Below are 14,449 nucleotides of genomic sequence, written 5' to 3' on the forward strand. Positions count from 1 at the left end.
CGCCGGGCTCACGCGGGCGACGGACGCCCGGCGATCACTCGCCATCTGCGGGGATCGCCTGGGCATCGCGCCGGCGGGGGGTCACTCCCACTCGATGGTGCCCGGCGGCTTGCTCGTGACGTCGAGGACGACACGGTTGACGTCCTTCACCTCGTTGGTGATCCGCGTCGAGATCCGCGCCAGCACCTCGTACGGCATCCGCGTCCAGTCCGCGGTCATCGCGTCCTCGGACGAGACCGGGCGCAGCACGATCGGGTGGCCGTAGGTCCGGCCGTCGCCCTGCACGCCCACCGAGCGGACGTCGGCGAGGAGGACCACCGGGCACTGCCAGATCTCGCGGTCGAGGCCGGCCGCGGTGAGTTCCTCACGGGCGATGGCGTCGGCGTCGCGCAGCAGGTCGAGGCGGTCCTGGGTGACCTCGCCGACGATACGGATGCCGAGGCCGGGGCCCGGGAACGGCTGCCGCTGGACGATCTCGTCCGGCAGGCCGAGCTCCTGGCCGACCATCCGGACCTCGTCCTTGAACAGCTTGCGCAGCGGCTCGATGAGCTTGAACTCGAGGTCCTCGGGCAGGCCGCCCACGTTGTGGTGGGACTTGATGTTGGCCGTGCCGGTACCGCCGCCGGACTCGACCACGTCCGGGTAGAGGGTGCCCTGGACGAGGAACTCGACGGGCTGGTCGCCCGGCGCCTCGGCGATGATCTCGGCCTGCGCCTGCTCGAAGACGCGGATGAACTCACGCCCGATGATCTTGCGCTTCTCCTCCGGGTCGCTGACCCCGGCGAGCGCCTTCAGGAAGCGATCCTGCGCGTCGACCACCTTGAGCTGGACCCCGGTCGCGGCGACGAAGTCCTTCTCGACCTGCTCGGTCTCGCCCTTCCGCATCAGACCGTGATCCACGTACACACAGGTCAGCTGGGAGCCGATGGCCTTCTGGACGAGCGCGGCGGCCACGGCGGAGTCGACGCCGCCGGACAGGCCGCAGATGGCCCGCCTGCTGCCGACCTGCTCGCGGATCGCCGCGACCTGCTCGTCGATGACGTTGCCCGTCGTCCAGGACGGCTCGATACCGGCGCCCCGGTAGAGGAAGTGCTCCAGGATCTGCTGGCCGTGCGTGGAGTGCATCACCTCGGGGTGGTACTGCACGCCGTACAGCTTCTTCTCGTCGTTCTCGAACGCGGCGACCGGTACGACGTCCGTGGACGCGCTGACGGCGAAGCCCTCCGGCGCGGCGGAACAGGCGTCGCCGTGGGACATCCACACCGACTGCTCGACGGGGGTGCCCTCGAACAGGGTGGAGCCCGGCCTGCTGACGTGCAGCGGCGTACGCCCGTACTCCCGGGCGCCGGTGTTGTCGACGGTGCCGCCCAGGGTCACGGCCATCAGCTGGAAGCCGTAGCACATGCCGAAGACGGGGACGCCGGCCTCGAAGATCTCACGGTCGAGACGCGGAGCGCCCTCCTCGTACACGGAGGACGGACCGCCGGACAGGATGATCGCCCTGGGGTTCTTGGCCAGCATCTCGGCCACCGGCATGGTGGACGGGACGATCTCGCTGTAGACCCGGGCCTCACGGACGCGGCGGGCGATGAGCTGGGCGTACTGCGCGCCGAAGTCGACGACGAGGACGACGTCGGGCGACGCGGCAGCGGGGGGCGCTGATGACACTACGGCGGCCTTCCGGCGGTGGGAGGGGGTCGGTATTTGTCGATTCTACCGGCGCGGCCGACTGTCGGTTCGTCTCACCATCCGAACCCATGACGGTCGCGCTGGCTCTTTCACCGCACGGGAGGCCATACTGCTCGCATGCGCAAGCACCTGACCTTCTTCTTTACCTATGGCACCGGCCCGTCCGGCTGCCATGGTCGTGCTGCTTGAGCTACTGACAAGCGACTTCCCAGGCGCCCCGGGCCGACAAGGCCCGGGGCGCCTGTGCCGTTTCCGGGACCATGTCGTCGCGGGGTGTCAGCGGATCATCCGAACAGGAGCCCCCATGGCCATGACCGCCACCCGGCCGACCCAGCAGACCCAGCAGACCCAGCCGACCGACCCGACGAAGCAGCCCCAGCAGACCGAGAAGACCGAGCAGATCGAGAAGACCGGCGCGCGCACCGGTGACGCGGCGCACGTGATCACCGGCGCGCGTGAGCGGATCGACGCGCTCGACGACCGGATCATCGGCCTCATCCAGGAACGCATGGCCGTCTCGGCCGTCATCCAGGACGCCCGGATCACGTCCGGGGGCCGCCGGGTGAACCTGGCGCGTGAGATGGAGGTCCTCGCCCACTACAGGGACGCGCTCGGCAAGCCGGGCACCGCGCTGGCGATGACGGTGCTGGAGCTGTGCCGGGGCCGCATCTGAGTTCGGGGACGGTCTCACCCGTACGGCGCGTGACCGCTTCCGGCCGCGCTTCGTTGGTCCCGTTGTCCGTGTCAGCCAGGCGCGGGCCCGAAGAAACCACGCGTGGCTCCGCCGGGGCGTGTGGCGCACCGCAGGTGCGCCGTGGGACCTCGTCCCGGCGTGCGTGACCGGACGGCAGGGGACAGCAGCCCGGTCACCCAAGGCGGTCGGTTCCGGGGACGCCCGGAACCGACCGCATCAGGTCCGGTCCCCATCAGGTCCGGTCCCCATCAGGTCGGTCCCCATCGGTCGCGGGCACGTGACCGTCCAGCACGACGCGACCCCACTCGCTCGCGGCGCGACCCCCGGCGCCGCACCCCGGCACCGCCGCCCTGACTCCCGGTGCCGACGCCCAAGGGCCCTGCGGACACGCCGCGGGGCCCTTGGCCATGTCAACGGTCGGCCTGCCCCGTTTCTCCGCCCCGCCCCCCGCCCCGTTCCCCGTGCCATCCCTCCGCCGCCCCACACCGCCGCCTCGGGGCCGCGCATATGACCACCGGCATGTGACACAGGCCACATAAATTCTGTGTGAGTTTCCGTGCAACCAATCGCTCTCGCCGCAGGTCATGCATGCGGAACTACGGCCACGCCTGTGACTCGTCACGGCTATCGGCCGAACCCCACTCCGTACACGTGCCACCCGACCGGTGGCACCCATGACCACGAGGTCTTGCATGAAGCTTCGCCGTGCCATGGCCGTCGCCGCCGCGACCGCCGTCATCGCCCCCGCCGCCTTCCTCGCGGCTCCGGCCGCGTACGCGACGGACGGCACCACCGCCGCGACGTCCTCCGGGACCACCGGCGAGTCGGGCGACACGACCGACCCGAACGCGCCCACCGGGCCGGGCGACGACACCGACACGTCCACCGGCGAGACGCCGAAGACGGACGACACGAACACGTCGACCGGCGAGACGCCGAAGACCGACGACACCACCACGTCGACCGGCGAGACGCCGAAGACCGACGACACCAAGCCCGCCGAGGGCGACACCCCGAAGCCGGGCGGCGACACCACGCCCGCCACCGGTGGAACGGGCAAGGACGAGGGCAAGGACGAGCTCCCGTACTGCGAGGACCTCGACGAGAAGTTCGAGGAGAAGGCCCTCGACGTCAAGCTCACCGGCCTGCCCGGCAAGATCGTCGCCGGCAGTGGCTGGAAGAACTTCAACCTCACCATCACCAACAAGTCGAAGACCGACCTCAAGGAGGTCGCCTTCTACGCCGAGGTCGAGAACGACGAGATCGACGAGTCCAAGTGGCTCAGCCAGTACGTCAAGCTCGAGTTCAAGGTGCCCGGCACCAACGAGTGGGCGCCGATCGGCGACGAGGAGTGGGCCGGCGACTACTTCTGGGGCGTCGACACCATGAAGTCCCAGGACTTCGTGAAGATCGACCTGCGCCTGAACGTCGCCAAGAACGCTCCGGCCGGTGACAGCTACTCGTTCGGCAGCGGCGGCTACATCGGTGACGTCGACGGCAAGGAGTGCATCGCGGAGAACGCGGGCGCCTACGTCGACTTCGTCGTCCTCAAGCCGGGCAGCTCGAACGACAACCCGGGCGAGGCGAAGCCGGGCGACGAGAAGCCGGGCAAGTCGGGCCCCGGCACCAAGCCGCAGGGCGGTGTGAAGGAGCTCCCGGTCACCGGCAACCTCGCTGAGACCGGTTCGTCCTCCATGCTGCCGACCATCGGTATCGCGGGTGGCATCGCCATCGTCGCGGGTGCCGGTGTGGTCTTCGCGCTGAAGCGCCGCAGCGGCGGTGCCGTCGCGTAACGGCCGCTCCCAAGCCGGGGAGGCGCTGCACTCGGAGGGGGGTGCAGCGCCTCTCTTGTCATTTCTCCCTCTTCTTCCCCACCTGGTGAATCCCCCGGGTGCTTCCCACCGGGTGACTCCCCCGGGTGGCTTCCCCGCCGGGTGACTCCCCCGGGTGGCTTCCCCACCAGGGGCCTTCCCCGCTTCAGCTCTTCGGTGGCATCGCGGGCATGCCCAGGAACGGCAGCCTCAGCGCGCCGAACGCGTCCGCCGGGACGGTCGGCGACTTCGGCTCGACCGGGGCGAGACGGGCGTACGGCTCGCCCTGCGCGGGGCGCGGGTCCCGTTCGCCCTTGTTCGGCCAGAACGACATGGCCCGCTCCGCCTGGGCGGTGATGGTGAGGGACGGGTTCACGCCGAGGTTCGCGGAGACGGCGGCGCCGTCCACGACCGAGATGCCCGGGTGGCCGTAGAGCCGGTGGTACGGGTCGATGACCCCGTCGTCGGCGCTGGCGCCGATCACGCAGCCGCCCAGGAAGTGGGCGGTGAGCGGGGTGCCCATGAGTTCGCCGACGTTGGAGCCCGCGAAACCGTTGATCTCCTCGGCCATGAGGGTCGCGGCCCGGGTGGCCTCCGCGATCTGCTTCGGGTTCGGGGCGCCGTGCCCCTGCCGGGCGGTCAGCAGGCCTTTTCCGATACCGGCTCGCTTGCGGTAGGTCGTCAGCGAGTTGTCCAGGGACTGCATGACCAGGCCGATGATGGTCCGCTCCGACCAGCGGCGGTTGGACAGCGACCGCAGAGCGAGGACCGGGTGGCGGGCGACGTTGCCGAGCCAGGCCGCGACGCGCCGCTCGCCGTACGGCACCTGGAGGATCGACAGCGAGCCCATCGCGTTGGAACCCTTGCCGTAGCGGACGGGTTCGATGTGGGTGTTCGCGTCGGGGTGGATGGACGAGGTGATGGCCACGCCCCGAGTGAAGTCGGCCCGGTCGGCACCGTGGCGCTTGCGGTAGCGGCGGTCGGTGGTCTGGGAGCCGACCAGGGCCTCGGAGTTGGTACGGGTGAGCTCGCCGAGCCGGGCCGAGACACGCGGGAGGCTTCCCTCGTCCTTCATCCGGTGCAGCAGGGTCTGGGTGCCGTACGTACCGGCCGCGACGACGACGTACCGGGCGCGCAGCGGGCGCGGGGTGGCCTTGCGGCGACGGTGCGTGGGCACGGTCGTGACGACGTGGCCGCCGTCCGGGTCGTCGGTGATGCCCGTGACCGTCGTCATGGGGTGGATGACGGCGCCGGCCTTCTCGGCGAGGTGCAGGTAGTTCTCGGTGAGGGTGTTCTTCGCGCCGTGGCGGCAGCCCGTCATGCACTCGCCGCACTCGGTGCAGGCGCGCCGGGACGGGCCGGCACCGCCGAAGTACGGGTCGGGGACCTGGTCGCCGGGGGGCGCCTTCGACGCTCCGTCCGCGTCCTTGCCGTCGCCGAAGAAGACACCCACGGGGGCGAGGTGGAAGGTGTCGCCGACGCCCATGGCCTGCGCGGTCGCCTTGAGGTGGACGTCCGACGGGGTCATGGTCGGGTTGAGGCGTACGCCCAGCATGCGCTTGGCCTGGTCGTAGTACGGGGCGAGTTCGGCCTGCCAGTCGGTGATGGACGCCCACTGCTTGTCCTGGAAGAACGGCGCGGGCGGTACGTACAGGGTGTTGGCGTAGTTGAGGGAGCCGCCGCCGACACCCGCGCCCGCCAGCACCATCACGTTGCCGAGCAGATGGACGCGCTGCAGGCCGTACAGGCCGAGGGCCGGGGCCCACAGGTAGTTGCGCAGGTCCCAGGAGTTCTTCGGCAGCGTGGCGCGGGTGAAGCGGCGGCCCGCCTCCAGCACGCCGACGCGGTACCCCTTCTCGGTGAGGCGGAGGGCCGAGACGGAGCCGCCGAAGCCGGAGCCGACGACGATGACGTCGTAGTCGAAGGCCGTGTCGTCGAGGACCGCGTCATCGGAGACCGCGTCGGTCGAGCCGACCGAGTCGGCCGGGGCCGAGTCGTCGTGCGCGGTGCCGTCCTGCGCGGTGTCGTCGTGCGCGGTGCCGGACGCGGCGGCTTCCTGGTTTTGGGCAGGGGGTACCTGGGACATGGCTCTCCTCGTACCGAAACGGTGGGAAACGGGCGCGCTCAGCGCAGACGCAGCACCTTCATCGCCTTCAGGCTGGCGCTCATGAACGCCGCGTACTTCTCGTCGTCCATCCCGAACGACGGGGCCAGTGGCATCAGCCGCTGATGGGCGACCGTCTGGGCCTCGGTGTACTTGAGGATGCCCTCGGAGCCGTGCCGGCGGCCGAGGCCCGAGTCCTTCATACCGCCCATCGGGGACTGGACACTGCCGTACGCCGAGGCATAGCCCTCGTTGATGTTCACCGTGCCGCTGCGCAGCCGCGCGGCGACGGCGTGGCCCCGGCGGCCGTCCTTGGTCCAGACGCTGGCGTTGAGCCCGTACGCGGTGGCGTTGGCGCGCTCGACCGCCTCGTCCTCGTCGGTGAAGCGGTAGACGGAGACGACCGGCCCGAAGGTCTCCTCGGCGCACACGGCCATCGGCTCCTCGACGCCGTCGAGGATGGTCGGCTCGTAGAAGAGCGGGCCGATGTCGGGGCGCGCGACGCCACCCGCGACGAGCCGGGCGCCCTTGGCGACCGCGTCCTCCACGTGCCGGGTGACCGTCTCCAGCTGCCGTTCGCCGACGAGGGAGCCCATGTCGGCCCCGTAGGCGAGCGCGTTGCCGAGCCGCATCGCCTTCGTACGGGCCGCGAAGCGCTCCAGGAACGCGTCGGCGATCGACTCGTGCACGTACAGCCGCTCGATGGAGATGCAGAGCTGTCCGGCGGAGGAGAAGCAGGCGCGTACGGCACCGGCCGCGGCCTTCTCCACGTCGGCGTCGCGCAGGACCAGCATGGCGTTCTTGCCGCCCAGTTCGAGGGAGACGCCGACGAGCCGGTCCGCCGCGCCCCGGGCGACCTCACGGCCGGTCCGGGTGGAGCCGGTGAAGGAGACGTAGTCGGCGTGCCTGACGACCTCGGGGCCGACCACCGGACCGTCGCCCAGCACCACCTGGAAGACGGCGGCGGGCAGTCCCGCCTCGATGAGCAGGTCGCGGGCCCACAGGGCGGTCAGCGCGGTCTCCGTGTCGGGCTTCATGACGACCGCGTTGCCCGCGACGAAGGCGGGCAGGGCATCCCCGACGGACAGTTCGAGGGGGTAGTTCCAGGGGGCGATCTGTCCGACGACACCACGCGGCTGACGCAGTTCGGTCACCTTGGTGAGGGTCGGTACGGCACCGGTGTGCCGCTTCGGCCTCAGGTACGCGGCGGCGCGCCGCCCGTAGTGGCGGGCGGCGATGGCGACGGCCTGGACCTCCTCGTGGGCGTGCAGCCGCGCCTTGCCGGTCTCCAACTGGATCAGGTCGAGGACCTCGGCCTGGCGCTCCAGTACGAGGTCGTGGAAGCGCAGCAGTACGGCGGCGCGCTGACGGACGGGCAGCGCGGCCCACGCGGGCTGGACGGCACGGGCCCGGGCGAACGCCTCGGCGACGTCATCGGGCGTGGCCTCGGGCAGCTCCGCGAGCCGGTCCCCGGTGAAGGGCGTGTGGTTCGCGGTCCGGCCGGAGCCCACGACACCCCGGGTCAGCTGGGCGACCACTTCGGGCGTCACGACATCCGCCGCGGTGCGCACACCGGCGGGGCTGGGGGCGACCGGATTCGTCCCGGTATGCGAGGGGGAGGACGACGACGAGGATGCGGTGGCGGTGGCGGTGGCCTGCGAGTCCGTCATGGGGGCGAGGGTATGCGGGCGCGGACGCTTTGGGTACCCGTCGGTAACAGCTTTTCACCGGGCGCTCACATCACGCCAGCGTTCACTGGCAAATAAGCCCTGATCAGCGCGTTGTCGCGGTGTGACGGAGCCGGGACTCCGGCTGGGCCGGGTTCTGCGGCGAGCGCGGAGGGCTGTGGGTGGCTGTGGGGGACCGTGGGGGACCGTGGGGGGCTGTGGGGGGCTGTGGGGGCGGAGAGGGTTTGGGGGCTTGGGGGCTGAGGGGCTACATGGGGGGCTGAGGGGCCATGGGGGGCTGAGGGGCCATAGGGGGCGGGGAGAGTGCCGGGGACTGTGCGGTGGGGGCGTCGAGGGCGTTCAGCGTGGCGGTGTGGTCGTCACCGTGGCGGTCGCCGTGGTGGTGGCGGTCTCGGTCGCCGTGGCCGTGGCCGTGGCTGTCGCCGTGGCGGTCGCCGTGGCCGTGGCCGTGGCCGTGGCCGTGGCTGTCGCCGTGGCCGTGGCCGTGGCTGTCGCCGTCGGCGCCGAGGGGCGGCCGTCGTCGTCTCCGCCACCGCGCAGGAGCAGTACGGCCGCCAGGCCCGCCGCCGCGAGGACCACGACGAGCGCGGCGGCGAGCAGGCAGCCGCGCCCCCGGTGCCGCGGCGCCACCGTCCCCGCGCCCGTGCCCGCGCCGATGGCCATGCCCCGGCCGCCCCGAGCGCCGCCCACGAGTGGGACGGCGTCCTCCGGTGCGGCAGCCGCCACGCCGCCCGGCCCGCCGACGACCACCGCACCGGCCGCCGCGTCTGCCCCGGCCGGTACGCCGCCGGGCGGTGCCCACCCGTCGGGCACCGCGTCGGCGGGAGCGGCGTTCTTCGCGCGGCCCTTGCCGAGGCGTCCGGGCCCCGCCCGCCCGGTCTGGGGACGTCCGGCCCGGCCTGTGCGGCCCGTCGCGGGGTGCGCGGCGCCGGGTGGGGCGTCCGCCGTGGCGTACGCGTGCGTCGTGGGTGCCGCCACCGCCGCCCGCAGCAGCCGCTCCGCCTCCACCGCGTCGATCCGGCGCGCCGGGTCGCGCTGCAACAGCCCGCGTACGACCGGGAGCAGTGGCCCGGCCTCCACGGGCGGTCTGATCTCGCCCTCCACGACGGCGTGCAGGACGCCGCCGAGCGAGTCCCGGTGGAACGGCGACCGCCCGGTCAGCACCGTGCACAGCAGCGCGCCCAGCGACCACAGGTCGGACTTGGGTCCGGCGTTGGCGCCCTGCATCCGCTCGGGAGCGGTGTACTCGGGAGAGCCCACGAACATGCCCGTCTCGGTGATCGTCGTGGACCCGGCCAGCTGGGCGATCCCGAAGTCGGTGAGGACGACACGCCCCGTGCCGTCCTCGACGAGGACGTTGGCGGGCTTCAGATCCCGGTGCAGCACGCCGAGTTCGTGCGCGGCCCGCAGCGCGCGGAGCAGCGCGAGCCCGATGCGCGCGGCATCGGCGGGGGCGAAGGGTCCGCCGACGGCGAGGCGTTCCGCGAGCGAGGCGCCCTCGACCAGCTCCATGACGATGTACGGGACGCCGTCCTCCTCGACGACGTCATGGACGCAGACCACGTGCGGGTTGTGCACCTGGGCGATGGCCCGCGCCTCGCGCAGGGTCGATCCGATGGCCGCTCCGGCGTCGCCGGTGTCGACATGGAGCTCCTTGACCGCGACCCGGCGGCCGAGGAGTTCGTCGTACGCCCGCCACACCGTCCCCATGCCGCCCCGGCCGAGCCGGGACTCCAGCCGGTAACGGCCGATGATCCGCCGCTGTTCCCCCGGTCTGTCCGCTCCGACCGACACGGCCATCTCCTCTGCTCGCGCCGAGGAGGTCATTCCCCGGCGGGACGCCAGCTGCGCAGCATGATGTCGAACTGCTCCCGTGTGGTCGGCCAGTCTTCCGCGGGAGACGACATGTACAGCGCGTACTCCGTTCCGTCGTCCGTGAAGTACACCTGGTCGATCGCGCGCCGCTTGCCCGGATGATCCTTTCTCTCCGTCCAGGTGAACTCCCAGAGACAGGATTCCAGTTGATCACGGAACGTATTCGGGTGCAGCTGCTTCCGTTGATAGTCCGGGAGCCGCTTCTTAAGTCCCCTTTCCACATTCAGCATGTGCATGTAGGGGTTCTCGAAGTCCGGTGACGAGTCGATGCTGATGCGAATGCGGTGACGGCCGTTGTCGGGTGTGTAGTCGATCTGATCGCCGTCCATCTGCCGCTTCCACCCCTTGGGCACGAGCAGGCTGAAACCCTCCGGATCCTTGACCCGTTCCCAGCCCTCCGGCACTCCGCCGGGTGTTCTGGTGGGCGTGGCCGAGGCACCGGGCGTGGGGTCGGCCGCCTGCGTGGTCCGCCTGTCGTCGCCGTCACCCGCGTACCGCATGACCGCGAAGCCCGCGGCGCCGCCGACGACGCCGGCGAGGACGACGACGAGGACGGCCCTCCGCCAACGCCCGCGCCCACCGCCAATACCGCCACCGCTGCCGCCATCACCCGTGCCGATGCCGCTGACGGCGCCGCCGGCCCTGCGACCGGTCCGGTTGGCCGTCCCGTGCTCGGACGCGGGACCGAATCCGGGTACGGGTACGGGGTGCCGGGGTGTCGCCCCGGACTGCCCGCCGCCCGCGTGCCCGCCGGACGACTGCCCGGGGGCCGTGGCAGCCCCAGAGGTCCCGAAGGACGCGAAGCCCTCGCGAGTACCGGCGGCCCCGCCGACACCGCTGGCCCCGCCGACACCGCCGGCCCCGGCGGCCCCTGACGCCCCGGATTCCTCGGCGTGCCGGGACGCCGCCTCACGCAGTTGCTCCTCCCGCACCGCCTGGGTCGGCACGAAGGCCTGCGCGGCCGTCGGCGTCCGGCCCTCCATCGCCTCCAGCAGCATCCGTTCGGTCTCGGCGGCGCCTGGCCGGTCCGCCGGGTCCTTGCGCAGCAGTGCGGTGATGACCGGTCCGAGCGGCCCGGCGTGCACGGCCGGTGACGGCTCCTCGGTCACCACGGCCTGCATGGTGCTGATCGGCGACGTACGGCGGAACGGCGACGAGCCCTCGACGGCCGTGTACAGCGTGGCCCCCAGGGACCACAGGTCGGAGGCCGGGCCGGGATCGGCACCGCGTACCCGTTCCGGTGCCAGATAGTCGATCGAGCCGACGAGTTCACCGGTGCGGGTGATGGTCGAGTCGCCCTCGATCGCGGCGATGCCGAAGTCGGTGAGCAGTACCCGACCGTCGCGGGCGAGCAGGACGTTCCCGGGCTTGACGTCCCTGTGCAGAACCCCGGCGGCATGCGCGGCGCGCAGCGCGCCCAGCACGTGCACGCCGATACGGGCGGCCTCCCGGGGGGCGATGCGCGCGTCCGCGGCCTCCTTGGTGGCGTCGGCGAGCGAGGGCCCGTCGACGTACTGCATGACGATCCAGGGCCGGTCGTCGTGTTCGAGCACGTCATGGACGGTGACGACGCCGGGGTGGCTGATCCTGGCGGCCGCCCGCGCCTCCTTCTGCGTACGGGCGTGCAGCACGATCCGGTCGGCTTCGGACACGTACTGTCCTGCCGTCAACTCCTTCACCGCCACCGTCCGGTGCAGCAATTCGTCGTGGGCACGCCACACCTTGCCCATGCCGCCGCGGCCGATGGTCTCGCCCAGCCGGTAACGCCCGGCGAGCACCAGACCCACGCCCATGCCTTGACTGTCTTCCACGTGTCCCCGCTCGGCCCCGCCCGCTGCTTCGGAGCAAGGTTACGGAGGGTGTGCGCCCAGCGGAACCTCGGGGCCGCCACGGAGACCGCACCGTGATGAGCGGGTCCTCAGAGAGGCCCCGAAGGCCACTCTCCGTAATGTTCTGGGGCTCATGGGCCCTTGTTCTCGGCGTACTTCACCCTTCCGCGACGGACGTCGGCCGTGCCGTCTCAGCGGGTGGAACGGTAGGCGGCGATGGCCTGCCGGTAGATCTCGGACACCTCGTCGCGCTGGCTGTCGGGGCCGATGACCTGGATGACGTGGTACCGGTCCCCGACGACGAGCGCCAGGTTCCGGACGTACACGTCACGGCCGTTGACATCCCGCCAGGTGAACTGGCCCTCGGCCATGACCTGTCGGCCGACGTCTATGCGGCGCAGCCCGGTCGCGGACGCCCACGTGGAGTCCCGCCACGGCTGCAGCTCGCGCTCCCTGGTTCGCTGGTATTCGAGCGGGTCCTCGCCGTTCGCCGCGACCGCGTCCCGGCCGGGCACGACGATCAGCGTGTAGTCGCCGCCGTTGTAGCGGATCTGGCCGATGTCGTTGATGGGGCTGCGCCGCCACTCCTCGCGCACCCCGATCCTGAACCCCTCCGGGTCGTCCCTGACGACGTACCCGGCCGCCAGTGCGGGCGAGCTCGGGGTGACCGCGTTGGTCGACGGTGCCTGCCCCGGAGCGGTGGTCCGGCCCCCGCCGGAGGTCGCGCCCGGCCGGGGCCCGGCGCTCCCGTCGGACGCGGTGGCCGTGGGCGCGGCCTGCCCCGACGGGCGGCGCGACTGGTCCTGCGACTCCGCCCGGGGCATGAACAGCGCGGCGTACGCCACGGCCGCCGCGAGCACGAGCAGTATCGCCACCAGCAGGGTGCGGCCCAGGGCGCGCGGGCCACGTGCCCGCTCCTTGGCCTTCTTGTGCCGGTGCCGGCCGTGGGGCGGCGCGGCCGCGCCCGTGCGGCGCTTGCGGACGAGCTCCCCCTTGCGGCGCACCATCGGCAGCTTCGCCGTGTCGGCGGACGGCATCGGTACGACGCTGCTGCCCGCGTCCGGTTCCGGCGCCGACCGGATCAGCGAGCGCAGCCAGCCGCGCAACTCCTCGAAGTCCGGTCGTTCCGTCGGGTCCTGACGCAGCAGCGACTCCACGACAGGGCGGAGCGGACCGCAGTCCTCCGCATAGGCGGGCGGCTCGGCGCAGACCATCTGCACGAGTTCGGCCGCGCTCTCCTCCGGGTAGGGGGCGTGCCCCTGGACGGCCCGGAAGAGCAGGGCGCCCAGTGCCCACAGGTCCGTTGCGGGGCCGATGGGCGGCGCCAGCTGCCAGGTGTCGTGCACGGGGCCGGCCTGTTCGGGCGCCCACCGCTCGGTAACGGCGCCGACGACGGCGATCCTGGCCTGGCGGGCGCGCTCGGCCGCGAGCGGGGTCGCCGGGCCCCGGTACACGGGGACGCCGCCGTCCTCGGCGGCCATGTCCCAGCGCCCGGCCGGGCCGCCCGCCCGCTCGGCCCCCGGTGCGGCGTCGGGTGCGCGCTGGGCGCCGACCCGCCGCGCCGCGTCTGCCCGCTGGGCCTCGGCCCGCAGCGCCGCCTTGGGGCCGCCGTACGGGGAGACGTCGCCGTACGGGGAGCTGCCCCCGCCCGCGGACACGGGCCGCGGGCCGTCACGCCACGTCCCGGCCAGCAGGGCACGTGGCGCCGCCGCCCCACCGCCGTCCTCGCCCCGCCCGTCGCCGTGGTCGCCGACGTCTCCGTCGTCGTGCTCGTCGTCGTGTTCGTCGTCGTGTTCGTCGTCGTCGCCCCGGTCGGCGGCCTGGGACCACCACTGCGGTGTGTAGCCGCTGGGCAGGGCGGGAGGGCCCGGCGGGAGGGGAACCGGGCCGGTCGCGGGCGCCGGCAGCCGTACGCCGTGGACGTCGTCATAGGTGTCGTACAAGGCGTACGACCCGGAGCCCTCGTCCTGCCCGGAGCCCGCGTCCTGTGGGGAGAACCCGCCGCCCTCGTCGATCGCGCCGACCTCGTCGATCACGTCGCCCCGGTCGCCCGCGCCGAGCACGTCGGGTTCCGGGACCGGGGCGTAGCCGCAGAGGGCCTCTTCCGCCGCGCCGGCCGCGAGCCCGGTCAGGACGACCCGCCCGTCGTCGCAGATCAGCACCGTGCGGGCGGTGATGTTCCGGTGGGTCCAGCCGTGCGCGTGCAGGGCGCGCAACGCCGTCAGCAGGTCCGAGGCGATCTCGGCCGCGCGGTACGGATTGAGCGGCTCCTCGGCGAGGAGGGCGGCGAGCGGCCGGGCGTCGACCAGTTCACTCACTATCCACAGCGAGCCGCCTTCCGCGAAGACGTCGAAGACCTGGTCCAGGCGCGGATGGTCCGGGATCTGCGCGGCGGTCTGAGCGGCCTCGACGGCCCGCCGCACCGCCGGGTCCGCGGGCCGGCGCGTGGCGGTCCGGGGCGCCTGGCGGGGCTGCGCGGTCCGCCGGCCGTACCCGCCCGCCTGGCCGTACGCCGGGTCGGCGTCGACCACCTCGGCGTCCACGACCTCGGGCAGCGGCAGCTGGCGGATCAGGACTTCCTGCCCACTGTAGGTGTCGAACGCCCGGGTCTCGACCACGTCGAACGCGTCCGAGGGCGGCAGCGGCAGGCGGTAGCGGTCGGCGAGTACCCGTCCCGCGTAGTCGTCCACGACGCCTCCCCGTGAGCGCGCTGTCCCCCCGGCCTCGCCGTCCGTACGAAACCGTCAATACCGCCAATT

Annotated in this window: 8 protein-coding genes; 2 read left to right on the top strand and 6 right to left on the bottom strand. The window is 72.5% G+C overall.

The features are described 5' to 3' along the window. Positions 1–81: 81 nt before the first annotated feature. The gene (gene guaA, locus ACGF5U_RS10160; RefSeq protein WP_392712012.1) at positions 82–1,668 is read right to left on the bottom strand and encodes a glutamine-hydrolyzing GMP synthase; all 1,587 of its coding nucleotides are present in this window, start codon (positions 1,666–1,668) and stop codon (positions 82–84) included. A gap of 325 nt (positions 1,669–1,993) precedes the next feature. Between guaA and ACGF5U_RS10165 the strand changes: the two genes are divergently transcribed. Together ACGF5U_RS10165 and ACGF5U_RS10170 are read left to right on the top strand one after the other, a co-directional pair. Continuing rightward, on the top strand, positions 1,994–2,362 hold the full coding sequence (locus tag ACGF5U_RS10165) for a chorismate mutase (protein ID WP_392712011.1): 369 nt from the start codon (positions 1,994–1,996) through the stop codon (positions 2,360–2,362). A 713-nt stretch (positions 2,363–3,075) separates the two neighbouring features. After that, on the top strand, positions 3,076–4,176 hold the full coding sequence (locus ACGF5U_RS10170; RefSeq protein ID WP_392712009.1) for a hypothetical protein: 1,101 nt from the start codon (positions 3,076–3,078) through the stop codon (positions 4,174–4,176). 184 nt (positions 4,177–4,360) lie between these two features. On the opposite strand, the gene ACGF5U_RS10175 is transcribed toward ACGF5U_RS10170, so the two are convergent. From ACGF5U_RS10175 to ACGF5U_RS10195, 5 genes are all read right to left on the bottom strand, one after another. Continuing rightward, the gene (locus ACGF5U_RS10175; protein ID WP_392712008.1) at positions 4,361–6,280 is read right to left on the bottom strand and encodes a GMC oxidoreductase; all 1,920 of its coding nucleotides are present in this window, start codon (positions 6,278–6,280) and stop codon (positions 4,361–4,363) included. Between the two features lie 38 nt (positions 6,281–6,318). Then, entirely contained in the window at positions 6,319–7,968 is a 1,650-nt protein-coding gene (locus tag ACGF5U_RS10180) for a succinic semialdehyde dehydrogenase (protein WP_392712006.1), read from the bottom strand. A 357-nt stretch (positions 7,969–8,325) separates the two neighbouring features. Then, entirely contained in the window at positions 8,326–9,780 is a 1,455-nt protein-coding gene (locus tag ACGF5U_RS10185; RefSeq protein WP_392712004.1) for a serine/threonine-protein kinase, read from the bottom strand. Positions 9,781–9,809: 29 nt separating this feature from the next. Next, positions 9,810–11,654: a serine/threonine-protein kinase gene (locus tag ACGF5U_RS10190; protein ID WP_392712002.1), complete on the bottom strand. Its 1,845-nt coding sequence runs from the start codon at positions 11,652–11,654 to the stop codon at positions 9,810–9,812. Between the two features lie 227 nt (positions 11,655–11,881). After that, a complete protein-coding gene (locus tag ACGF5U_RS10195) occupies positions 11,882–14,380 on the bottom strand; it encodes a protein kinase (protein WP_392712000.1) in 2,499 nt (832 codons plus the stop codon). Positions 14,381–14,449: the final 69 nt, after the last annotated feature.

The sequence above is a fragment of the Streptomyces sp. NPDC047886 genome (assembly GCF_043204435.1).
In the GTDB taxonomy this organism is placed as follows: domain Bacteria; phylum Actinomycetota; class Actinomycetes; order Streptomycetales; family Streptomycetaceae; genus Streptomyces.